The following is a 23,444-nucleotide window of genomic DNA, read 5'->3' as shown; positions in this document are numbered from 1 at the left end:
GCTGGAACACTTCCCACCCACACACCTGTGTTCATTATTCTATTAGTCAGTGTCGTGCTGTTAGTTGGATTACTGACCTTCGTACCGACCCTTGTTCTTGGGCCTGTGGTTGAACATGTGTTGCTGTTAGGAAAATAATAAGGAGAATTGCTATGATTAAACATACTCGGCCAGAACTTGCTATTCCTTGGAAGGAATCATTTCGGCAATCGTTGATCCGCCTTAGCTGGCGCCATCAAGCTCGCAACCCAGTGATGTTTGTGGTTTTCGTTGGTTCTATCATCACAACATTGCTTTACGCATACGACCTTTTCGTACCACAGAAGGAAACGCCTATTTTTATCGGGGCGGTTTCCTTCTGGCTGTGGTTTACGGTTATTTTTGCCAATTTTGCTGAAGCCGTTGCCGAAGGGAAAGGTAAGGCACAGGCTGCCAGCCTTAAACAGGTACGTCATGAGACGACTGCTAAAAAATTAAAAAACGCACATGACAGGAATGTCCACCAATCCGTTTCCAGTGACACGTTACGTAAAGGTGACCTTGTCTATGTGCAGGCTGGTGATTTTATACCGGCTGACGGCGAAGTCATCGAAGGCATTGCTTCCGTTGATGAAAGTGCCATTACCGGTGAAAGTGCCCCAATTATCCGCGAAAGCGGCGGCGACCATAATGCCGTTACCGGCGGAACACGTATTCTTTCGGACTGGTTGGTCATCCGTGTAACGTCTGATCCAGGCGAATCATTCCTCGACCGCATGATTGGCTTGGTTGAAAGCGCCAAACGTCAGAAGACACCGAACGAGATTGCCTTATCCATTTTGCTCTCTGCAATGACGATTATCTTCCTGCTCGTATGCGTCACCTTACTCCCTTACTCCCTGTACAGTATTAAAGATGCTGGTCAAGGGGAAGTCATTAGTATCACGGTGGTGATCGCGCTGTTGGTATGCCTCATTCCTACCACCATCGGTGGCTTGTTATCCGCTATTGGTATTTCGGGAATGCAGCGTCTGATTAAGGCGAATGTTATCGCCACATCAGGTCGTGCTGTAGAAGCTGCCGGAGACGTCAATGTGTTACTGCTTGATAAAACAGGCACGATTACGCTCGGCAACAGGCAGGCTGTGGCTTTCTATCCATCCGGTACAGTTTCGGAAGATGAATTGGCTGAAGCTGCTGCACTTTCCTCCCTTGCTGATGATACTCCAGAAGGAAAAAGCATCGTTGCCCTCTCCCGCAATAAATATAAGATTGCGCTCCCACAACTCGAATCACTGAAAGCAACCTTTATTCCTTTCAGTGCTGAAACCCGCTTTAGCGGCGTTCAACTGGAAAATCGTCTTGTACTTAAAGGCGCTCCAGATGCGATCAAAAAACATGTCGAGAACATGGGACAAGTTGTTGCTGAAGATACGGTTTCTAGAATTGAATTTGTTGCACGACAAGGTGGCACCCCCTTGTTAGTAGCCGATGATAAACGCCTGCTCGGTGTCGTCCATCTTAAAGATATCATTAAACCGGATATTAAAGGCCGACTGGCTGAATTGCGGGCGATGGGTATCAAAAGTGTGATGATCACAGGTGATAATCCACTCACTGCAGCAGCCATTTCCTCAGAAGCAGGCGTAGATGATTTTATTTCCGAGGCCACTCCTGAAATCAAACTCCGCTATATTCGCAAAATGCAAGAAGGTGGAGAATTGGTAGCAATGGTTGGCGATGGCACCAATGACGCACCTGCCTTAGCCCAATCAGATGTTGCTGTAGCGATGAACAGCGGCACTCAAGCCGCTAAAGAAGCTGCCAACATGGTGGATCTTGATTCTGACCCCACCAAACTGATTGAAGTGGTGGAAATCGGCAAGCAATTGCTGATGACACGGGGAGCCTTAACTACGTTTAGTTTAGCCAATGATATCGCTAAATATTTTGCGATTATCCCTGCGGCATTTGCCACAACGTATCCAGCGCTGAATGTGCTCAATGTCATGCACTTAGCTTCGCCGCAAAGCGCTATACTCTCTGCTGTTATTTTCAATGCGCTTATTATTATTGCTTTGGTTCCATTGGCGCTTCGCGGTGTCAAATTCCGTGCCATCAGCGCGTCTGCTTTGTTACGCATGCATGCCTTGATTTATGGATTGGGCGGAATCATTGTCCCTTTCATTGGGATTAAAGCCATTGATATTTTACTTACCCTGCTAGGACTCGTTTAGGAGAGATTTATGCTGCAAACATTTCGTCAAGCTGCCCTGATGCTCATAGTACTTACCGTGATATGCGGTGGCCTCTATCCAGCACTGGTAACAGGAATTGCAAAAACATTATTCCCTAATCAGGCAGAAGGCAGTATGATTAAGGATGGGAATGGAAAAGTCATCGGGTCGCCATTCATTGGCCAACACTTTACCAATCCCACTTATTTCTGGGGGCGTTTATCAGCCACATCGCCTGTGCCTTATAACAGCGCCGCCTCCAGTGGATCAAACCTCAGTATCGGCAGTGGCGATCTTATGAAAAACGTTCAAGCCCGCGTTGATGCACTCCGACTAGCCGACCCAAACAATCATGAACCTGTTCCTGTTGATCTGGTAACCGCGTCTGCCAGTGGGTTAGACCCCCATATCAGCATCGCAGCTGCTAACTACCAGATAAAACGTGTTGCTACAGCACGTGGGATTTCAGAAGAATACGTCAAAAAAATGGTCGCACTCCATACGGAAGGACGAACATTGGGTATCTTAGGAGAACCTGTCGTCAATGTCTTGTTGCTCAACCTGGCATTAGATCGTGCTAGCCGTGAGGGGGGTAAATAGTTTGAACGATACCGTCCGTCCAGATCCTGATAAATTACTACATAAAATCCAGAAGGATGACCATTTTTCTGGGCGCGGGATTCTTAAGATTTTTTTCGGCGCTTGTGCCGGAGTTGGCAAAACCTACGCCATGCTCAACGAGGCTAAACATCTGGCTAATGAGAATGTTGATGTTGTCATTGGCCTGGTTGAAACTCACGGACGCAAAGAAACACAAGCGCTGGTAGAAGGGCTGCCAATCATTCCCCGCAAAATCATCCGTCATCGCGATGTCGACATTTCAGAATTTGATCTTGATGCTGCGCTTGAACGCAAGCCAGCCTTTATCATCCTTGATGAATATGCACACACCAACGCCCCAGGCTCTCGCCACCCCAAACGCTGGCAGGATGTAGAAGAGTTGCTGGATCACGGCATCCATGTCTACACCACGCTTAACGTGCAGCATCTTGAAAGTATCAATGACCTGGTTGCCCGTACCTCTGGTATTCACGTACGCGAAACCGTCCCCGACAGTGTTTTTGATCAAGCCCAATATGTATCGCTTGTGGATATCCCTACTGAGCAATTGCTGGATAGGCTGAAAAATGGAAAAGTCTATCTGGCTGAGCATGTCCGCGCTAAAGCCGCAGAACATTTCTTTGAAAAACGTAACTTGATCGCACTAAGGGAAATGGCCTTGCAGCGAATGACCGAACGCGTTGACGCACAAATGGGTATGGAAAACACCGACACTAGCAACCGTGAAGCCTTTATAACGGAACGCATCTTAGTTTGTGTAGGCCATGACTCACTTTCAACACGCATTATCCGACATGCCAAACGTTTAGCAACGCGGATGAAATCTCCCTGGTTTGCTGTGTATGTGGAAACCAGTCGCCATTATCGTTTAGATCAACGCAGTCGGGACAATGTTGAAAGCAACCTTCAACTCGCTGAACGTATGGGTGGAATCGTCGTCGTTCTCAAAGGCGACAATGCCGTAGATGAAATCCTCAATTTTGCCAAGGAAAAAGCTATTTCGCGCATTGTAGTAGGGCTAAGGCATCGTGGCTGGATACGGGATGTACTTGCTGGTACGCTGGCTGAAAAATTAATACGCCGCAATAACCTCGTTGAAATTAACGTCATTACGGATAACAAGGGACGATCTAATTTCCGTTTACTCATTCCAACACTCAGTACCAAACCAATAGGCTACGCATCAGCTCCAGTTGTGGTTGGCTTATGCACGCTTGGCTTGCTGCCACTTAGGGATACGATTGAAGCCACTAATCTGGTCATGATTTACTTAATTGGCGTGATGCTGGTGGCGATGCGTTATGGCATCGGGCCATCGGTTCTTACTTCTTTCTTGGGGGTAGGTGCATTTAATTTCTTTTTCACAGAACCTTACTACACGTTTAACGTACTAGACACACGTTACCACCTCACCTTCTTCATGATGTTTGTCGCCAGCCTCATTATCGGTTCGATGGCATCCCGTTTAAGCCTGCAAATCACCTTGTACCGCAAAAAAGAACAAGAAACACGGCGTCTTTTATCTCTGGCAAAATCATTAGCCTCGACGCGAAAACATGAAAGCATAGGGCATGAAGCAGCACGCTACATTGGGGAGATTTTTAATGCGATTGTGACCATTTGGTATCCTTCAACCGGAGACCAACCACTTTCGATCATTTCCAATATTTCATGGGATGCAGATCTGCGTGAAAAAAGCGCTGCTTTCTGGGCATTTGAAAATGGACAAAATGCCGGCAACGGCACCGATACTCTCAACAGCACCAAAGGATTATACATTCCCCTGATGGCCGAAGGCGAAGTAAAAGGAGTGCTGGGAGTGATCCCTCAGGATAAGCCAGAATTAGAACCCGAACAAATAACCATGGTAGAAGCCTTTGCAACCATCATTGCCATTTCTTTTCAACGAGCCAATAAAGCCCTTGAAGCCGAAGAAAGCAAAGTCGCCGTAGAAACCGAGAAATTGCGCAATGTCCTGCTTCAGTCCGTATCCCATGACTTACGAACACCCTTGGTTTCTATTACCGGCCTTTCAAACCAGTTATTAGAGAAAGTTGACGGCTTGGCAACCGACGTTCGCGACATGATTAAAACCATTTATGATCAAAGCACATTATTATCGCGAATGGTGAATAATGTCTTGGATATTTCGCGGTTAGAATCCGGTAAAGTTGCGTTAAACCGCCAGCCTTATTTTCTGGATGAAATTATTGGCGCTGCCCTTCTTCGCCTCAAAACCTTACTACCCGAAGATGCCGTGCAAACCCATATCGAAACAAACGAATTAATCGAAATAGACGGTTTGCTGATTGAACAGGTTTTCACCAACTTACTTGAAAATGCCTGTCGTTCCTTTAAAGGCGACGGCACGCTGAGCATTGCGATCCAGGTTGAAGTACGTGCCGATGACGTTAAAATATGCATCACGGATAATGGTCATGGTCTTGCCTCTGGCGAAGAACAAAAAATCTTTGATAAATTTTATAAAAGCAATCGCGGAGGGACCGGTCTTGGCCTTGCTATTTGCCGCGCTATTATTGAAGCACATAACGGCCAAATTTGGGCTAAAAACAACCCTGACTGTGGTGCTGTATTTTGTTTTACCCTCCCCAACCGTTCTAAACTGATAACGGAGAATAACGATGCCCACACCGTTTGAAAATTTTATCCCTTCCATTCCGATTCTGGTGATTGAAGATGAACTGGAAATACAAAAATTTCTTTCCAACGCGCTCACCTCGCACGGCTATAAAGTCACCCTCGCAGAAAATGGCCGCATCGGCCTACAACAGGCTGTTGCCGCACATCCCGAACTGATCATTTTAGATTTAGGCCTTCCCGATATGGATGGACATCACGTGATCCAGTCTATTCGCGAATGGAGCCAACTCCCCATCATCATCCTGTCGGCCCGCGGCCAGGAACGCGAAAAAGTCTACGCACTTGAAAACGGTGCCGATGACTATCTGACCAAACCATTTGGCCTAGCCGAATTATTAGCACGCATGAAAGTAGCCTTAAAGCATCACCGACAACTAAAATCAGGACATGATGCTGTTTTTTCGTTTATTGATTTAAGCATCGATTTCAATAAACGCTTGGTGCTGCTAAAAAATGAAATCGTTCACCTCACACCCATTGAATATCAACTACTTTCCATCCTGGCTAAACACGCAGGAAAAGTGATGACCTATTCGCAGTTGCTCAAAGAAATCTGGGGCAAGCACGCGCTAGAAAATAATAATTACCTGCGTATACACATGCAACATTTACGCCAAAAACTCAACGACGATCCCATTAAGCCCATCTACCTGAACACCGAACCAGGCGTAGGCTATAGGCTAAATGCTGAGGAATAAACACGGCGTTTAATTGATAGAACCATCAACTTCAGACGGTTTGCATTCTAGCCCGGATATTTCATGAAGGCATGAAGTATCCGGGCTAGCCAATAGTTCCGTGTTATGTCTTAGTCTTCTTGTGGATAATCGATTCGCTATAACCTTGTTTGTTGCGTCTCTGTGCAATAAAAACATCACCTGAGACATGACAAAAAGCCTCAAATTCTGATGGGGCCCGAGGATCGTCGGCGAGCACTTCCACGGAACAACCGTCAGGAACCGCTTTCAAGAACCGCCTGAGCATCAACACCGGCATTGGACAACGCAGCCCCCTGGTATCACACAGATAACCGCCAGAGTCGCCATCGGTCATTGATTGGCAACCTTAGTCTCGGCATCGGCTTCTTCAAGCGCTTTTTTAGCTACATGGCTTAACTGGATATGCAGTTCCTGTAATTGTTTAGGTGCAACACGCGATGGCGCTCCCATCAATAAATCTTCAGCTTTTTGATTCATCGGGAAACAAATCACTTCACGGATATTAGGCTCGCCCGCCAGCAACATGACCATACGATCAACACCAGGAGCAAGGCCACCGTGTGGTGGTGCACCAAAACGGAAGGCACGCAGCATGCCGCCAAAATTTTCTTCCACGGCATCTTGATTATAACCGGCGATTTCAAAGGCTTTGATCATGATATCAGGACGATGGTTCCGAATAGCACCACTGGATAATTCTATTCCATTGCAGACGATATCATATTGAAACGCCACGATATCGAGGGGATTCTGGTTGAGCAACGCATCCATACCACCCTGCGGCATAGAGAAAGGATTATGGCTGAAATCGATATGCTTACGCTCTTCATTATATTCGTAGAAAGGAAAATCAACCACCCAGCAAAACCGGAATTCATCCTGCGGGATGAGCTTGAGTTCTTCACCAAGTAACGTTCTAACTTTACCGGCAAGATCAGCCGCTTTAGCGACCTCATCACAGGCAAAAAATACCGCATCGCCATTATGAAGGCCAGCCACTTGACGGATAGCCTGTAATTCCTCTTCTTTAAGCAGCTTAGCGATGGGGCCTTTAGCAACACCATCATCACCGAAAATAATATAAGCCAACCCACCAGCTCCCTGCTCTTGGGCAAAAGCCACTTTTTTATCGAAGAAGCTGCGCGGCTCATTCGCCACTTTGGGAGCCGGAATAGCACGAACAACCGAACCATTGCTGATGGATTTAACAAAAATCGAAAAACCAGAATTTCTGAATATCTCCGTTACATCAGCAATTTCAATTGGATTACGAAGATCGGGTTTATCACATCCATATTTCAGCATTGAATCTTTATAGGTAATTCTGGCAAAGGGTGGTTTCGTTACTTTTTTGCTGGCAAATTCAGTAAACACTTCATATAGAACCGGTTCAATAGCGGCAAATACATCGTCTTGCGTGACAAATGACATTTCCATATCAAGCTGATAAAATTCACCAGGTGAGCGATCCGCACGTGCATCTTCATCACGAAAGCAGGGGGCAATCTGGAAATATTTATCAAATCCCGACACCATCAGCATTTGTTTAAATTGCTGAGGTGCTTGCGGCAGAGCATAGAATTTACCTGGATGGAGACGGCTAGGCACTAAAAAGTCGCGCGCCCCTTCAGGAGATGAAGCGGTAAGAATAGGGGTTTGAATTTCCATAAAACCACGATCAGTCATTTTGCGACGAAGAGCGGCAATGACAGATGAACGCAACACGATATTCGCATGCAATTTTTCGCGGCGTAAATCGAGGAAACGATAGCGCAAACGGGTTTCTTCCGGAAATTCGCGGTCGGCATTGACTTGTAGCGGCAGCATATCGGCTTCAGATTCAACGATAAGTGTTTCGGCAGCGACTTCAATTTCACCGGTGGCCATATTGCCATTCACGGTTTCAGGTGACCTGGCAACCACGTTGCCCGTAACCGTAATCACGCTTTCAAACTTTAAGCGGCTGGCTTCGTCCACCAGGTTGCTCTCCGGGTTAATAACGCATTGGGTAATCCCGTAATGGTCGCGTACATCAATAAATACCAGGTTTCCATGGTCACGACGGCGATGAACCCAACCCGAAATACGGACAGTCTGGTTGATATCTGAAGCGCGCAATTGATTACAGTGATGGCTACGGAAGGGATGCATAGAATTCCTTAAAAAAGAACAGAGGAAAACCGCATTATATGGGAAAAACCCTTGATTGTTAAGCACTAAGTTAGAACGGTTACGGCTGTTGCATCGGCCTTGTTTTCGTTTCAGCAAGACGTTGCGTATGAAATCCTATCGGTGCTCTTCCATTGACTGACTGTTAGGCACAGGTGGCGGGCGAATATTCTTTATTGTCTTTATTGTAGTAGACTATACTGGTTAAGCCTTGCCCACAGAAGACAGAAGAACGTGATGGATGAGCACTGTACTTTGAGAAAAAATATTAGTATTCTTTGGCTTTAAGCGATCAAGATAAAGCCCACATGTCATTGATTCAGACAACTTCCGAACTTAAAGCGCTGTGTAGCCCACTCGCGCATGAACCATTTATTGCGGTTGATACCGAGTTTATTCGGGAAAAAACCTATTATCCTCAACTCTGTATCCTTCAGGTTGCAGCACCTGGTGGCGCATGTTTTGCCGTTGATGTGCTGGCCGAAGGGATGAATCTGCAGCCACTTTACGCGTTGTTTGATAATCCAAAGGTTGTGAAAGTCTTTCATGCCTGCCGCCAGGACATTGAGATTATCTTGCATCGGCATGGCAAAATCCCGTTCCCGCTGTTTGATACGCAAGTGGCCGCTATGGTCTGTGGATTTGGTGATTCGGCTAGTTATGGTGCATTAGCAGAAAAATATTTGGGGATCGAAATTGATAAAAGCCATCGTTTTACGAATTGGGCCAGAAGACCATTGTCGAAAGAACAATATGATTATGCCTTAAACGATGTGCGTCACCTGTGTGATATTTATCAGCGCATTGACCACGAATTAAAAGAATCAGGACGTGATGCTTGGGTAGCTGAGGAAATGGCCAATCTGCAAAACAAAGATGTGTATATAACTGATGTTGAAGAAGTTTGGAAAAAAATGCGCCTACGCAGCCATGCAAAGTGCTTTACCCACCGCGTCAAGGAACTGGCTAAATGGCGTGAAATCCAGGCGCAGCACATGGATGTGCCGCGCGGCTTTGTTTTAAAAGATAATGTGTTATTGGAAATTGCAGCAGCGGCACCACAGACCATCGATGAATTAATGGAGATTCGAGCGATACCTGAAGATCTCCTGTTGACTCCCTTTGCCACCGAGGTGCTGGATATCATTGCCAAAATCAATGCCGTTGAACCTGATGACCTCCCGACCTTGGTTGAACGCAGCCATACTCCCTCACATATCAAACCGGTGGTGGAGCTGTTGCGTTTATTATTAAAACAACAATGTATGGTCTCACATGTAGCCGAAAAACTGGTTGCTAACGATGACGACTTACATGTCATTGCCAAAGACGAAGATAGCCACTCACCTAGTGTGCCAGCAATGTATGGCTGGAGGTATGAAATATTTGGGAAGTTTGCCATGGAACTTAAGAAAGGCAATATGGCCTTTACATTAAGGGATGGGAAAATTGTGGTGATTCCACTGAAACGATAAAATGGGGTTTAGAAGCCAACATGCGATTGCACGGCCCTAAAATCGAGCTTCTCCCTTTTTTTAACTGTTGATACTTTTCACACGTTCCTGTTCTCAAGGCCATGGTTGGTCTTGCAACCACCGAGACATTGGCCATGCCAGTCGCACTCATCGTACTCGCCTTCAGCTCATTCTGTGAAAATGGCTGAATATGACGGAGTTTGTGGGTCATTACCTGCCCCAAAAAAACCGTCATTCTTGCCCTTTTTAAGCAGTATAAGCCTAGGCGAGTGCTGCTTAAAAAGGGCGGGAATCCAGTACAATAGCTATTGCGCGACTAGCGCAATTCCTTCCTCACTTCGCTTAAAGCAGAGAAAACGCTTCCTATTTCAGCGGATACACGCAATGCTCAATCAGTCCCTGCCCTGGTGCGGCATCGCCCCAGTTATCAATGGCCAATGCCATTCCCACAAATGCGCCGGGGGGGAATTCGATTTTTAGTTTCTGTAGCGTTGCGACATCTTTAAAATCGCTCATCAGCATCACAAATTGATGAATCCCAGGATTATGCCCCACCAACAACACCGATTGCACGTGATCATCCAATTTCTGCACGGTAGTAAGGATGCCTCCGGCGGTCGTATAATAAAGTTCATGCGAAAAAATAACGTCTTGTTCGCGTTCCCATCCTTGCAGCAGATGTTCAGCAGTTTCTCGTGTTCTAAGTGCATCCGAACAAAGAATGACAGTGGGCTGAATCGTTTGTGTTTTAAGAAATACCCCCAGGTTTTTCGCCTGTTCTTTGCCGTGGGCCGTTAGTGGTACATCCCGGTCGGATTCCTTTGATCTATTATCTTTTTGCGCATGCCGAAGCACGTAAATATGCCGCATAGTTAGTCCCATTCTATAAAGTTTCAGTTTAGCATAAAAACCAAATTAACCAAATGATTAGGAATGTTGGTTATAACGGCTAGATTGCTACCTGTGTTCACAGGATTGTTTTCATTTCCTTTTTTATTTTGTTTTTCATTTTGATGTTCATTTTGATGTTCATTTTAATTTTCAAACTTCAACCCCTTGGAACCCATGATTTTGACCTTCATCACTCCCTTTCTCCTTTTTATCATTGGCCTTGCACTGGGCAGTTTTGCCACCATGGCCAGCCATCGCATTCCCCGCAAAGAAGGATTGGTGGTTGAGCGTTCGCATTGCCCGCACTGCAACCATGCGCTTGGTGTTAAAGATTTGTTCCCGCTTTTTTCGTGGCTGCTTCAACGAGGCAAATGCCGCTATTGCAAAAAACCTATTTCGCGGCGTTATCCGGTCATCGAACTGGTCACGGGCAGCTGTTTTATGATCCTCTATTTCACCCACGGCGTGACCCTTCATGCCTTGCCACTTTATATCTTAACGGTGTCGTTGATGATCCTAGCGGTGATTGATCTGGAACACATGATTATTCCCGATGGCTTACAGATTTTTCATCTGTTACTGACCATTATTCTTTTCATCTGGGGCTGGCTTAATTCGATGGAAGCGTTGCTTGGTGCCGCCATTGCCGCCGCCATCGCGTTGTTTCTTCACTATATTTATGGCTGGCTGCGCAAAAAGGAAATGCTTGGCCTGGGCGATGTAAAATTTATCCCCATCTGCGGTGCGCTGGTTGGCCTTCACTCGGTGGTTTTTTTCTTCCTGCTGGCTGGTTTCAGCGGCACCATCCTGGGGTTGTTCGTGCGTGCTTATAAAGGCACCTGCCACTACCCCTTCGGCCCAGCCCTGGCCCTTTCATTATGGATGTGCCTGGTGTTTGATGCCGGCAACTGGCTGGGGCATTTTGAGATATGGCTGGAAACCATACTCCTGGGGCCGGTGCACTCGTTTGTTAGGATTTAGGTGGGGGGGGGTTTTGGGAGTGGGGTGTTTTGGGGTGGAGTGGAGTGGAGTGGCTTGGTTAGTAAGCTGATGATACCTGATGATAACCTCCATTGATACGCTGATAGGCATTGCATCTTAAAAAAAATGATGCTATATTTGCCCTCCCGCTCAATGTTTTGACTACCTGCGGATGGGTGGCCGAGCGGTTTAAGGCACCGGTCTTGAAAACCGACGTACGTGAAAGCGTACCGTGAGTTCGAATCTCACCCCATCCGCCATTTCCTTGTCCGAGACAGTCCCAAATCATCCGAAAATCCTATACAAATCAAGACTTCTAGGTTATAGTTGGTCTTATAACGTCCATCCGTATTTAGCAAAATCCGGGGGCATATAGGGGCACTTCTGGGGGCATCTATATGCCCCCAACTGGAGATGCCCCCAAATGCCACTGACTGATATACTCTGTAAGACCTCGAAGCCAGAACCTAAAGCTAAGAAGTTATCTGATGATAAAGGCCTCTATCTGGAAATCACCCCAAGTGGAGGCAAGTACTGGAGAATGAAATATCGATTCGGTGGGAAAGAGAAACGATTAGCGTTTGGAGTGTATCCAGAAGTTTCATTAAAAGAGGCACGGGATAAACGAGATGAAGCCCGTAAGAAACTAAGAGATGGTATAGATCCCTCAGAAGCAAAAAAAGAGGCTAAGCGTCAGGTTCTTCTCAAAACAGAAAATGGCTTTGAAACGGTAGCAAGGGAATGGCACGAAAACCAAATCCCCAGTTGGACACCCAGACACGCTAATTATGTGATCCGCCGTTTAGAATTAGACATCTTTCCTTCCCTGGGTCACAGGCCGATAGAAGAAATCACAGCACCTGAATTGTTAGCCGTATTGCGCAAAGTAGAAGCAAGAGAAGCTATAGACCTAGCAAAACGCCTGTTACAGTCATGTGGACAAATTTTCAGATACGCCACTCTCACAAGAGACCTTCAATACGATATATCCGCGGCATTAAAAGGCGCACTCAAAACTCGTAAACGAGAAAACTTCGCACATCTCAAAGAAGATGAACTACCTGGATTCCTAGCCACATTAGAAAACTATGACGGAGACCTGCAAACCAAACTTGCTCTCAAGCTATTACTCAACACCTTCGTCCGCACGACTGAATTACGCGGTGCAAAATGGGAAGAGATCAATTGGGAAAAAGAAGAGTGGCGTATTCCTGGTGAGAGAATGAAAATGGGTATGCAGCATATCGTGCCGCTAACCAAACAATCAATCGATATCCTAAAACAATTAGAGAAAATCAGCGGCCACCGTGAATTGATATTCCCTAACCGCATTAAGCCAACACATTTCATTAGCGAAAACACGATGCTGTTTGCGATCTACCGCATGGGATACAGATCAAAAACAACCGCACATGGTTTCCGCGCCACCGCATCAACTATCTTGAATGAACATGGATTCCATGCTGATGTGATTGAACGACAACTTGCTCATGCTGAACGGAATAAAGTGAGAGCGAGCTATAATCATGCCCAGTATTTACAGGATCGCAAAAAAATGATGCAATGGTGGGGAGATTATTTGGAAAATGCAATCCATCGTTCAAAATCCTAAACCAATCAAGCATCAGGAGCGACTGATAAATGTCAGAAAAACGATCAGAGCATATAATTTTCTTAATCAATCGGCAGTTTAGATTTGCTAACTTAGATGCGGAAGGTCAAGAACTCGAGAGGTTAAGACAGGAGATTGCTGTATTTCGCCGCCAGCTTGAATCAAAAGGACAGGATGAAATTCTAAAAATATATCAGGAAGAACTTTTAAAATCCGAGGAAGAAGAACGATTTAAAATAGAACAATTTGAAAATAGCCTGTTTTTTAATCAACCCACTGCCTTCGCTGATTATGATTTTTGGAGTAAAGCTGCATATTGGGAACTGGAAGAGGCATTATCACTTTCATTTGGACGCAATCCCTATCTCGTTAATTGGAACAATTTAGAACAATATATACGTCAATCACCTTTTGTCGGGCGGTTTTTAAAATTAAAGGAATTGATTGAAAGAGCCCATGATCATGGTCAATTATCAGATCCGATTTCACCAAAATATTATATTGAATGGATTCAACGCTATGACATAGAATTTCCACCTGAGTTGGAGGAACTGGTCTTAGGAATAGGAAATAAACCCAAACGCACCTCAACTTCAACTAACATCAAAATAGAACACGATAAAATGATCGGAGAAAAAGATGCACAAATCCTATCTCTAAGAAATGAGATAGATGACTTAAACAAACAAATATCTCAATTAACCGAAGAACAACTCTCTTCTAGCCAAAAAAGATCGGCAACCAAGAAAATTAAGACGCTGCAAAAAATTGTTTTAGGACTGGCTATTTCAAAATACCGCTATAACTTTCAATCACAGAAAAACACTTGCACCACAAGGATAATTGGTGATTTAGATACGGCTGGCTTTTCAATTGATGATCAAACGTTGCTTGACCATTTACGTGAAGCTTATGAGTCACACAAAGAAGCATTAGAGAATTCTCTTTAAATTAGGAGAATTCTCCTTTTTGTTAGGCTAATTCGGCCACAGCCCATATTAGACAACTTAAGATGACCTTGTCTTTAATTGAACAAGGTTATCTTTATGAATCATTTTTCTGAACTACCCGAAACCGGATTTCTCCGTGTTCGCGACATATTAAAATTCATTCCTGTGGGTAAATCCACCTGGTGGGAAGGAGTCAAAAGCGGACGCTTTCCTAAACCTGTCAAACTTGGGCCCCGTACGACTGCGTGGCGGGTGGAAGATATCAGGGAGTTTATTTCCCAACACAATCACAGCACTTCTAATTAACAAAAAGGTTGCTTTGATTATGGGAAAACGAATCTATCCCCTCAACGTCATCAAATATTGGTACTCATACGATCTTGATGAAATATGCCAACTCTACTCTGATCACCGTTTACATAAACAAACGGTAAGAAGATGGATCAAGGAGGGCTTGCCTACCATTGATAAACACACACCTGGATTAGTCTATGGCAGCCAATTAAAAAAATTCTTGGGTAAACAGAATCAAATGAATAAATGCAGCACTGCTTACGAACAGTTCTATTGCTTCAAATGCCGAGATGCACGAAATCCTTATAAGAAACAGGTTCAACTTGAATTCAGGAATCTATCCCTTCAGCTGAAAGCTGTATGCCGTGACTGCAAATCACCTATGAATAAAGGATATAAATTAGATGACCTGCAGAAACTCAAATCCCTTTTTTACGTGGTTGATGTTTTGGAATTATATGATTCCACATCTCCTACCGTGAACGCTCACTTTCATGCACCAAACGAAATGCATCAAAGTGAGTCTGTACAGTTGGAGCTTTTTCGATGAAAACAAAGTCACGAGATCTGTTTTTCCCTGCTAATGAGCGCATCAAATATAATTATCGGATTCATCAAAGGCGTGCGCTCAAAAAAGATGACAAAACCATCACGGCGTTACTGAAACATATCCGCGAATATGAATTGTTTACGAACTTCATCGATTTCCGTCACTTCACCGATAAAATAGCCGATAAGTACATCACCGCTATGACTGAGCAAGGCACATCACTATCTTACATCAATGACAATCTTAGGGTACTCAAAGAGTTTTTTCGATGGCTAGAGCGGCAACGCGGATATAAAGGCAAGATCCATTATAACCACATTGATTATCTGAGTTTGACAAATAACCAACGCCGAACCGCCAAAGCCACCGCATACAAGAAATCGTACAAGTATGATCAAATTCTAACAACCATTCGAGCAATGCCTGAATTCACAGCTATCCAGAAACGGAACAAAGCTATGATTTCATTGCAGGCATTATGTGGATTACGTATATCTGAATTAAGGACAGTTAAATTAAAAAATCTCATTCAAGAAGAAGGATATTATTTTATTCACGTAAATCCTAAAGATATGCAGGTGAAATTCGCAAAGAGTCGGCACGCAGACTTCATAGGCTTGCCAAAGGATATCGTTGATAATGTTCTTACATGGCGGGATTATTTAATTGCTCATGGTTTTAAAGAAAAGGATACCCTCTTTCCACAAATTCCTCATCAATTTGGGCAATCAAGTTTTCTGGAAACGAATCCACAGCATAGACCTATTCAATCTAACACAACGATCCTAAATACCTTTAGAAAAGCGTTTGAAGCTGCGGGATATGAGTACTATCGCCCCCATTCATTTAGACACACGATTGCAAGATATGCGGAAAAACAAACACCTGAGTTTCTTAATGCTGTGAGGCAAGCGTTAGGACATAGCTCTATTGATACGACAATCCAGAGTTATGGGCAATTGTCGGAGAGTGAACAGAGGAGGAGGATTGGGCAGCACGCTTATATTTCTATAAATCAAGTCTCGCTCTAACTTCGGTTAACAGTGATTAAGTTATTAGTTAACTATCTTGAATTGAAATCCAAAACCGTCTATTACCTACCCTCAGGGATGTCTTCCCACTTAGAGATTGATGGAAACAAATATTTTAAGATTAAGGCGATAAAATTATAATAAATGGCTGGCTATAGCTATGGGGCAAAAGCATGAACAATGATCAAATCAAACAACTGGAAAAAGAACTCTGGGATTCGGCGGATAATCTGCGTGCCAACTCCAAACTTACCGCCGCTGAATACAAAGACCCCGTGCTGGGGCTGATCCTGTTGCGCTATGCCCAAAACCGCTATGAAGAAGCGAAGATTACGATTGAAGCGGCAATCCCCGATGGACCGCGTGGTAAACGCGCCGCAACCCAAGCGGATTTCCTTGCTGCAGGTAGCATGATGCTGCCGGAAAAATCGCAATACGGCTATCTAGCCAACCTACCCGAAGGCGAGGACATCAACGAAGCTGTCAACGAGGCCATGCGCCTGATTGAAGCCAACTACCCCGACCTAGCCGGTATCCTGCCAAAAAACTATCAGGAGTTGGATGCAGACCTGCTGCGCGAATTGATCCGCGTGTTCAACAAGGATTCTGTAAAAAAGCTGAAGGGCGATGTGTTCGGGCGGATTTATGAATTCTTCCTGATGAAATTCTCCATGAGCGGCGCAGGCGCACAGGAAGGCGGCGAGTTCTTCACCCCGCCATCACTGGTGCAGCTGATCGTAAATTTCATCGAACCAGACCACGGCATCATCCATGACCCCGCCTGCGGCTCCGGCGGCATGTTCGTCCAGACCGGCCACTTCGTGGAAGACCACAGCAAACGCGCCGTGAACGAAGCAATCAAAGTCTATGGCACCGAGCTAAAATCCAACAACACCCGCCTTGCCAAGATGAACCTTGCCATTCACGGCATCGAAGGAAAAATCATCGAGAGCAACAGCTTCTATTCCGACCCGCACGACCTCGCAGGCAAATGTGATTTCGTGATGGCTAACCCGCCTTTCAATGTCAACAAGGTGGATAAGAACAAAGACTTCGTGAAAACCGACAAGCGCCTATTCAGTGATGTGGGGCTGCCGAAAGCTGATAACGGCAACTATCTGTGGATTCAGTATTTCTACCATTACCTAAATGAAAAAGGCCGCGCTGGATTTGTCATGGCATCCTCCGCCACCGATGCAGGTGCGAGTGAGAAGCTGATCCGCCAGCGGCTGATTGAAACCGGCGCGGTGGATTGCATTGTGGCTGTAGGCAATAACTTCTTCTACACCCGCTCGCTGCCATGTCACCTGTGGTTCCTTGATCGCGGCAAACGCGCAGAGAATAAACGCAAAATCCTGATGATTGATGCGCGGAATACCTTCCGCCAGATCAACACCACGCTGCGTGATTTCTCGCCGGAACAGATGGAAGGTCTGACCATTATTGTGAAGGCCTATCGCGGCGAAGATGTAAATAAAACTTTCGCAAGCAATCCGTGGCTCAAAGAGCATTTCCCCAGTGGCAATTATGCGGATGTCGAAGGCCTCTGCAAAATCGTTGATGTGGCTGAAGTAGAGGAAAACGACTGGAGCCTCACACCGGGGCGTTATGTGGGCTATTCCATCGAGCTGGATGAAGGGTTTGATTACACGGCACGCCTTGGCGAAATCCATACTGAGCTGGAAAGCTTAAACACAGAGGCCAACAATCTCATGCAGCAAATTATCAAGGGGGCGGCATGAGCGATGAAAAATTAACGCTGGTTTTTGATGGTCCCGCTGTTGAGAACGGGGAAATTGATGTTAAGGATTTAGCGCCTGCGTTATTGGCTATAGGCGAATTGATACAGGCCGCGAATAACGAGATTAACGGCACCAGAGCGCAAATGTCCGTAAAAGTAAGAGCTACGGCAGAAGGCTCTTTTGAAGTTGATCTGAATCTTATCCAATCTCTTATGAAGAATGCGAAAGCACTATTCGATTTTGCTTCGATCCACAAAGATGGAATAGCGGCAGCAAATGAACTTGCGGATTTGCTTTTCAAAATTGTTGGCGGAACGGTTGCTACTGGTGGCGGATTACTGGCTCTGATCAAATTTCTTAAAGGTCGTAAGCCTGATAGAATCGAACAAAAAGGTGGTGATGTTCATATTCATATTGGGGATAATTATTTCGTTACCGATAAGCGCACCGTGCAATTAGCGGAAAGCGTAGCTGTCAGGGAGCACGCAAAGAAAGCTGTCTCCACTCTATCTAATGACGGTATTGACGTCATCAAGGTACGACGTCCTAAAACGGATGATCTCGAAATTACCAAAAGTGATGTGATTTATTTCGACTATACTGAAACAGAAGAACAGCTAGCGGATGAAACCCGCACAATGACGCTACAGATTATCAGTCTTAGCTTCAAGGAAGACAATAAATGGCGCGTTACAGATGGCGGAGAACCCTTCAGTGCAACGATTGAAGATGCAAAGTTCCTCAACCAGATTGCTAATAACGAGATCGCCTTTTCCAAGGGAGATTACTTAGTCTGCGAGGTTCGAGAAAGGCAATTCCGAAGCTCGAAGGGGCTAAAAAAGGAACGCTCTATCATCGAAGTGAAGGATCATAAGCCCGCTTCTCAACAACTGCGATTGATATAGAGGGCTGTATGAAAGCTACGACAGTTTGGCAGAAAAGAAAATTGAGTGATCTGGCGGATATGTGTCTGGGCAAGATGCTTGACCAGAATAAGAATAAGGGAGAGTTCCTACCGTACTTGGCGAATATCAATGTGCGATGGGGTAGCATTGATCTCCACAATCTTAGAGAAATGCGCTTTGAAGAGAAAGAATCCGAGCGTTACGGATTGAAATATGGCGACATAGTTATGTGTGAGGGTGGAGAACCCGGACGCTGTGCAATTTGGAAAAATCAAACTCCATCAATGATGATACAAAAAGCACTTCATCGCATTCGCGTAAAAAGTGGCTTCGATAGTTTCTTTCTTTATTATTCGCTGCTTAATAAAGGTCTGAACGGTCAATATGATGGTTACTTTACTGGAGCTGCGATTAAGCACCTAACAGGCGAAAATCTGGCAAAGGTTGAGGTGGATTTTCCGCCACTTTCTATCCAGAAGAAAATCGGCGCAGTGTTGGCGGCGTATGATGATTTGATCGAGAATAACCTGAAGCGGATTAGGCTGCTCGAAGAAATGGCGCAGATCACCTATGAAGAGTGGTTTGTGCGCCTGCGCTTCCCCGGCCACGAATCCACCCCCATCAACCCCGAAACCGGCCTGCCGGAGGGGTGGTCTAAAAAACAAATTCAGGACATTGGAGATGTTATTACAGGCAAAACGCCTTCAACAACAAACTCTGATTTCTTTGGCCAAGATGTGCCTTTCATTAAAACGCCTGACATGGCTGATGCGCCGTATGTTATACGCACTGAACAATCTCTTTCCAAACTCGGCGCAGATTCACAAAAGAAAAAGTATCTGCCTAAAAACAGCCTGATGGTTAGCTGTATTGGAACCGTCGGAGTTACAGGACTTGTTGCAATCCCATCTCAGACCAATCAGCAGATCAATTCGATTGTCTTCAGAAATCCGATATACACCTATTTTATGTACTGCTTATCCCGAAGACTAAAACCGCTTTTAGATGGACTTGGCAGCAACGGTGCAACAATGACCAATGTCAACAAAGGCAAGTTTGAAGCCATAGAGTTTGATTGCCCAAGCGATGAATTATTAGAAAAGTTTCATTCATCAGTTTCTTCAAATTTTGATGCAGTGCTAAACTTACAATTTCAAAACCAACGCCTGCGCGAGGCACGCGACATCCTGCTGCCGCGCCTTATGACTGGCGTGATCGACGCGGAAAGCTATGATCCCGCCCAACTGCTCAAGGAGGCCATATGAGTTACGAATACTCCGAAGATGGGCTGGTAGAAGCCGCAACGCAGGAAGTGCTGGAGGCCTTGGGCTGGAAAGTTGCTTATGCGTGGAAGAAAGAAACCTTTGGCGATGATGGGCTGCTGGGGCGTGCGAATAAATCGGAAGTGATTCTGAAGCGTCACCTTCGCGCTGCGCTTTTGAGGCTGAACCCCAACCTGCCGGATGTGGCCTACACCCACGCAATCGACCAGATCACAGTGAAAGCTGCCGATAAAACCCTTGGGCAGATTAACAAGGAAAAGCACGCGCTGCTCACTAAAGGCGTGCAGGTTACGTTCCGTAATGCCCAGGGCGAGATGGAATCCAAACGCCTGCGCGTGTTTGATTTTGAAAAGCCGCTGGAGAATGAATTCCTCGCCGTGCGCCAGTTTGAGGTGGTGGGCGAACTCTATAACCGCCGCCCGGATGTGGTGGGGTTTGTGAATGGCATTCCGCTGGTGTTCTTTGAACTGAAAGCGCACCACACTGATCTTGCGAGCGCCTATAACGACAATCTGCGTGATTATAAAGATACCATTCCCGCCATTTTCTACTGCAACGGCTTTATCATCTTGAGCAATGGCACGGATGCCAAGCTGGGAACTGTCACCAGCCCGTATAAGTTCTTCCTCGACTGGAAGCGCATCGAGGAAGAGGAAGAAGGCGTGGTGAGCTTAGACACCATGCTGCGCGGCACCTGCGACCGTGCGCGACTGCTGGATTTGTTCGAGAACTTTCTGCTGTTTGATGGCGAAGGCAGCGATGTGGTCAAGATCATGGCCAAGAACCACCAGTTCATCGGCGTGAATAAGGTGGTGTCGCAGGCTCGCAATATCGAAGAATTGAAAGGAAAACTGGGTGTATTCTGGCATACCCAAGGTTCGGGCAAGTCCTATTCGATGGTGTTTTTGTGCCAGAAAATCCACCGCAAATTCGGCGGTTCTTACACCTTCTTGATTGTGGTTGACCGCACGGAGCTTGAAAACCAGCTCTATGATACCTTCACTGGCTGTGGTGCAGTGACGGAAGAAAACATCCGCGCCAAAAGCCGTGATGATCTGCGCCGGTTGCTATCCGAAAACCACCGCTATGTGTTCACACTGATTCATAAGTTTTCTATCGACCCTAAACTGGAAAGCGAATATCCGCTAATTACCAACCGTAGCAATATCATTGTGATTTCGGATGAGGCGCACCGCACGCAAGGCGGAAAGTTTGCGCAGAACATGCGCTTTCATGGCATTCCTAATGCCTCGTATCTCGGCTTCACCGGCACGCCGATCATCAAGGAAGAACTGGAACTGACCAAGAATATCTTCGGGGAATATGTTTCCGTGTACGACTTCAAGCGAGCGATTGAGGATGGTGCAACGCTGCCGCTGCGCTATCTGAACCGTGGGGAGAAGCTGGGTATTGAGAACCCGCAGCTGGATGAGCGCATGGCGGAAATCATCGAGAGCGAAGACCTCGACGACGATCAACGCGCCAAGTTGCAACGCGAGTTTGCGCGTGATTACCCCATCCTGACATCCGAAGCCCGGCTGGATGCGATTGCCAAGGATTTGGTGTGGCATTTCAACGAGCGTGGCTATCAGGGCAAAGCGATGTTCGTTGCGCTGGATAAGCCAACCGCTGCGCGGATGTATGATCTGGTGATGAAGCATTGGCCGGATTATGTAACCGAACTGAAAAAGCGCATTGCACAGTGCCAAGACCAGCAGGAGGAATTAAAGCTCCGTCACCACCTAAAGCGTGTGGAAGAAACCGAAGTGTGTGTCGTGGTGAGCAGTGAGCAGAACGAAGTAGCCAAATTCCGCGCTATGGGGCTGGAGATTGAGCCGCATCGCAAGAAAATGGTAGAGCGCGATCTGGAAACGGAATTCAAGGACGATGATAATCCATTCCGCCTTGCCATTGTGTGTGCCATGTGGATCACGGGCTTTGATGCACCGTGCGTTTCCACCGTGTATCTCGATAAGCCGATCAAAGGCCACACGTTGATGCAGACCATCGCCCGTGCAAACAGGGTGTATGATGATGAAAAAGAAAATGGCCTGATTGTCGATTACGGCAATGTGTACCGCAGACTGGAAGAAGCCTATGCCATCTATGGTGAGGGCGAAAATAAGGGCGGCAACAATACCGGCGGAGATGATGGCGAAACGCCGATAAGCCCGGCGGAAAGACTAGAAGGTTTGGCGGTGGAATTAGCCGCTTCTATCGGCGCTGTAAGGCAGTGCTTACTGGATTTAGAATTTGAACTGGATGGACTGGTCAATGCACAAAGTGCGATGGAAAAGCTGGGACTTATCCAAAAAGCGATGAACTGCGTCTGTCTGAATGAAAAAACGCGCACCGAGTTTGAATTCTCTGCGCGGAACGCATTCCGCAAATACAAAGCCCTTTACCCCGAAGAGCAGATTAAGCCCTACATCAAAGAGCATAATGCAATTGAAGCTATCTATAAACAGCTGAACCAGAAGGTCAAAGGGGCTGATATTACCGCCGTGATCCGCCGCCTCCAGCAGGAAGTGGATATGAGCATCACGGTGGAAGGATCATCTGGCAGTGATGATGATTATGCGGATTTGAGCAAGCTCGACTTAGGCAAGCTGCGTCAGGCCTTCCAGAAATCGGACAACAAAAATCTGGTGGTGTTCGACCTTCAGGAAGCTATCGAGCGTAAGCTGGAAAAGATGGTGCAACAGAACCCGCTGCGCCTTGAGTTTTATGAAAAGTATAAAAAGATCATTGACGATTATAACAGCGGCAAAGATTTGCAAGCTGTCCAAAAGGCTTTCGATGAGCTGCAAGGATTCATGCAGGAGCTTTCCGAAGAGGAATCACGCGCCCTTGCTGAAGGATTAGATCAGGAAACACTAGCTATTTTTGACTTGCTTCGCAAGCCTGAGCTTTCCAAAAAAGAGGAAGAAGAAGTTAAGAAAGTGGCAATCAAAACGCTTTCAACGCTCAAGGAAGAAAAGTTGAAAGTTGAACGCTGGCGCGAGAGTACGCAGGTGGCGGCACAGGTAAAAACCATCATCTTCGATAATCTGCAATGGCTGCCGCAAGAGTCCTATAACAACAACGAAGTGAACGAGCGTGCAGATCGTGTTTATCAGCACATTTACAGCACTTATCCAGGGTGTTATCATCGTCTATGAAGTTCTAGTTTTATTACTTCTTTGGTTTTTTAGGTTTAGAAGGGGGGCGATTATGTTCCTTCTGCGTTGTTTTGGGGTGTTTCTTGGCATAATCTTCTGTCACAAAATTGCCCGTTACTGAACTTCTATAATTAGGTGGTCCTTTTTTGCTAGTCATACACAATGCTCCTAAATTCTTTATTT

20 protein-coding genes and 1 tRNA gene are annotated in these 23,444 nt (G+C 45.9%); 17 read left to right on the top strand and 4 right to left on the bottom strand.

Features of this window, described 5'->3' with window-relative positions; translation table 11 throughout:
- From IPP74_13015 to IPP74_12995, 5 genes are all read left to right on the top strand, one after another.
- The coding region (locus IPP74_13015) for a potassium-transporting ATPase subunit KdpA (GenBank protein ID MBL0320189.1) at positions 1–138 on the top strand (138 nt) is incomplete at its 5' end.
- A gap of 14 nt (positions 139–152) precedes the next feature.
- The gene (gene kdpB / locus IPP74_13010) at positions 153–2,216 is read left to right on the top strand and encodes a potassium-transporting ATPase subunit KdpB (protein ID MBL0320188.1); all 2,064 of its coding nucleotides are present in this window, start codon (positions 153–155) and stop codon (positions 2,214–2,216) included.
- A gap of 9 nt (positions 2,217–2,225) precedes the next feature.
- A complete protein-coding gene (gene kdpC, locus IPP74_13005; GenBank protein ID MBL0320187.1) occupies positions 2,226–2,816 on the top strand; it encodes a potassium-transporting ATPase subunit KdpC in 591 nt (196 codons plus the stop codon).
- Between the two features lies 1 nt (position 2,817).
- Positions 2,818–5,496: a sensor histidine kinase KdpD gene (locus tag IPP74_13000; GenBank protein ID MBL0320186.1), complete on the top strand. Its 2,679-nt coding sequence runs from the start codon at positions 2,818–2,820 to the stop codon at positions 5,494–5,496.
- Positions 5,480–6,196 carry a response regulator gene (locus IPP74_12995; GenBank protein MBL0320185.1) on the top strand — a complete coding sequence of 239 codons (717 nt, stop codon included), beginning with the start codon at positions 5,480–5,482 and terminating at the stop codon, positions 6,194–6,196. The genes IPP74_13000 and IPP74_12995 overlap by 17 nt, the downstream gene beginning before the upstream one ends.
- 103 nt (positions 6,197–6,299) lie before the next feature.
- Here the strand turns inward: IPP74_12995 and IPP74_12990 are convergent, their stop codons facing one another.
- Together IPP74_12990 and aspS are read right to left on the bottom strand one after the other, a co-directional pair.
- A complete protein-coding gene (locus tag IPP74_12990) occupies positions 6,300–6,551 on the bottom strand; it encodes a sulfurtransferase TusA family protein (GenBank protein ID MBL0320184.1) in 252 nt (83 codons plus the stop codon).
- Positions 6,548–8,368 (bottom strand): aspartate--tRNA ligase, encoded by a 1,821-nt coding sequence (gene aspS, locus IPP74_12985; GenBank protein ID MBL0320183.1) that lies wholly within the window; start codon positions 8,366–8,368, stop codon positions 6,548–6,550. Before aspS ends, IPP74_12990 begins: the two co-directional genes overlap by 4 nt.
- A 326-nt stretch (positions 8,369–8,694) precedes the next feature.
- Here aspS and rnd point away from each other — a divergent pair, with 326 nt between their 5' ends.
- Positions 8,695–9,861 (top strand): ribonuclease D, encoded by a 1,167-nt coding sequence (gene rnd, locus IPP74_12980; protein ID MBL0320182.1) that lies wholly within the window; start codon positions 8,695–8,697, stop codon positions 9,859–9,861.
- A gap of 363 nt (positions 9,862–10,224) precedes the next feature.
- Here rnd and IPP74_12975 read toward each other — a convergent pair whose 3' ends face one another.
- Positions 10,225–10,731 (bottom strand): histidine phosphatase family protein, encoded by a 507-nt coding sequence (locus IPP74_12975; protein ID MBL0320181.1) that lies wholly within the window; start codon positions 10,729–10,731, stop codon positions 10,225–10,227.
- A gap of 195 nt (positions 10,732–10,926) precedes the next feature.
- Here IPP74_12975 and IPP74_12970 point away from each other — a divergent pair, with 195 nt between their 5' ends.
- The 11 genes from IPP74_12970 (at position 10,927) to IPP74_12920 (ending at position 23,261) form a co-directional block, all read left to right on the top strand.
- Positions 10,927–11,733 (top strand): prepilin peptidase, encoded by an 807-nt coding sequence (locus IPP74_12970; GenBank protein MBL0320180.1) that lies wholly within the window; start codon positions 10,927–10,929, stop codon positions 11,731–11,733.
- Positions 11,734–11,903: 170 nt separating this feature from the next.
- Positions 11,904–11,993 (top strand) — tRNA-Ser (locus IPP74_12965).
- A 164-nt stretch (positions 11,994–12,157) separates the two neighbouring features.
- The gene (locus tag IPP74_12960; GenBank protein ID MBL0320179.1) at positions 12,158–13,345 is read left to right on the top strand and encodes a tyrosine-type recombinase/integrase; all 1,188 of its coding nucleotides are present in this window, start codon (positions 12,158–12,160) and stop codon (positions 13,343–13,345) included.
- Positions 13,346–13,374: 29 nt separating this feature from the next.
- A complete protein-coding gene (locus IPP74_12955; GenBank protein ID MBL0320178.1) occupies positions 13,375–14,295 on the top strand; it encodes a hypothetical protein in 921 nt (306 codons plus the stop codon).
- Positions 14,296–14,391: 96 nt separating this feature from the next.
- Complete coding sequence (locus IPP74_12950) at positions 14,392–14,601, top strand: AlpA family phage regulatory protein (GenBank protein ID MBL0320177.1); 210 nt, start codon at positions 14,392–14,394, stop codon at positions 14,599–14,601.
- A gap of 19 nt (positions 14,602–14,620) precedes the next feature.
- Positions 14,621–15,139, top strand: coding sequence for a hypothetical protein (locus IPP74_12945; GenBank protein ID MBL0320176.1), 519 nt, complete (start codon positions 14,621–14,623; stop codon positions 15,137–15,139).
- On the top strand, positions 15,136–16,170 hold the full coding sequence (locus tag IPP74_12940) for a site-specific integrase (protein MBL0320175.1): 1,035 nt from the start codon (positions 15,136–15,138) through the stop codon (positions 16,168–16,170). The genes IPP74_12945 and IPP74_12940 overlap by 4 nt, the downstream gene beginning before the upstream one ends.
- 173 nt (positions 16,171–16,343) lie before the next feature.
- The gene (locus tag IPP74_12935; protein ID MBL0320174.1) at positions 16,344–17,912 is read left to right on the top strand and encodes an SAM-dependent DNA methyltransferase; all 1,569 of its coding nucleotides are present in this window, start codon (positions 16,344–16,346) and stop codon (positions 17,910–17,912) included.
- A complete protein-coding gene (locus IPP74_12930) occupies positions 17,909–18,817 on the top strand; it encodes a hypothetical protein (protein MBL0320173.1) in 909 nt (302 codons plus the stop codon). Before IPP74_12935 ends, IPP74_12930 begins: the two co-directional genes overlap by 4 nt.
- Before the next feature lie 8 nt (positions 18,818–18,825).
- Entirely contained in the window at positions 18,826–20,082 is a 1,257-nt protein-coding gene (locus IPP74_12925) for a restriction endonuclease subunit S (protein MBL0320172.1), read from the top strand.
- Positions 20,079–23,261 (top strand): type I restriction endonuclease subunit R, encoded by a 3,183-nt coding sequence (locus tag IPP74_12920; protein ID MBL0320171.1) that lies wholly within the window; start codon positions 20,079–20,081, stop codon positions 23,259–23,261. Before IPP74_12925 ends, IPP74_12920 begins: the two co-directional genes overlap by 4 nt.
- A gap of 13 nt (positions 23,262–23,274) precedes the next feature.
- Here IPP74_12920 and IPP74_12915 read toward each other — a convergent pair whose 3' ends face one another.
- The gene (locus tag IPP74_12915; protein MBL0320170.1) at positions 23,275–23,418 is read right to left on the bottom strand and encodes a multidrug transporter; all 144 of its coding nucleotides are present in this window, start codon (positions 23,416–23,418) and stop codon (positions 23,275–23,277) included.
- Positions 23,419–23,444 lie beyond the last annotated feature (26 nt).

Source organism: Alphaproteobacteria bacterium (assembly GCA_016722515.1).
Taxonomy (GTDB): Bacteria; Pseudomonadota; Alphaproteobacteria; order Rickettsiales; family JADKJE01; genus JADKJE01.
Note: the sequence above shows the minus strand (reverse complement) of the source record. Positions and strands in the feature narration are given on the sequence as shown.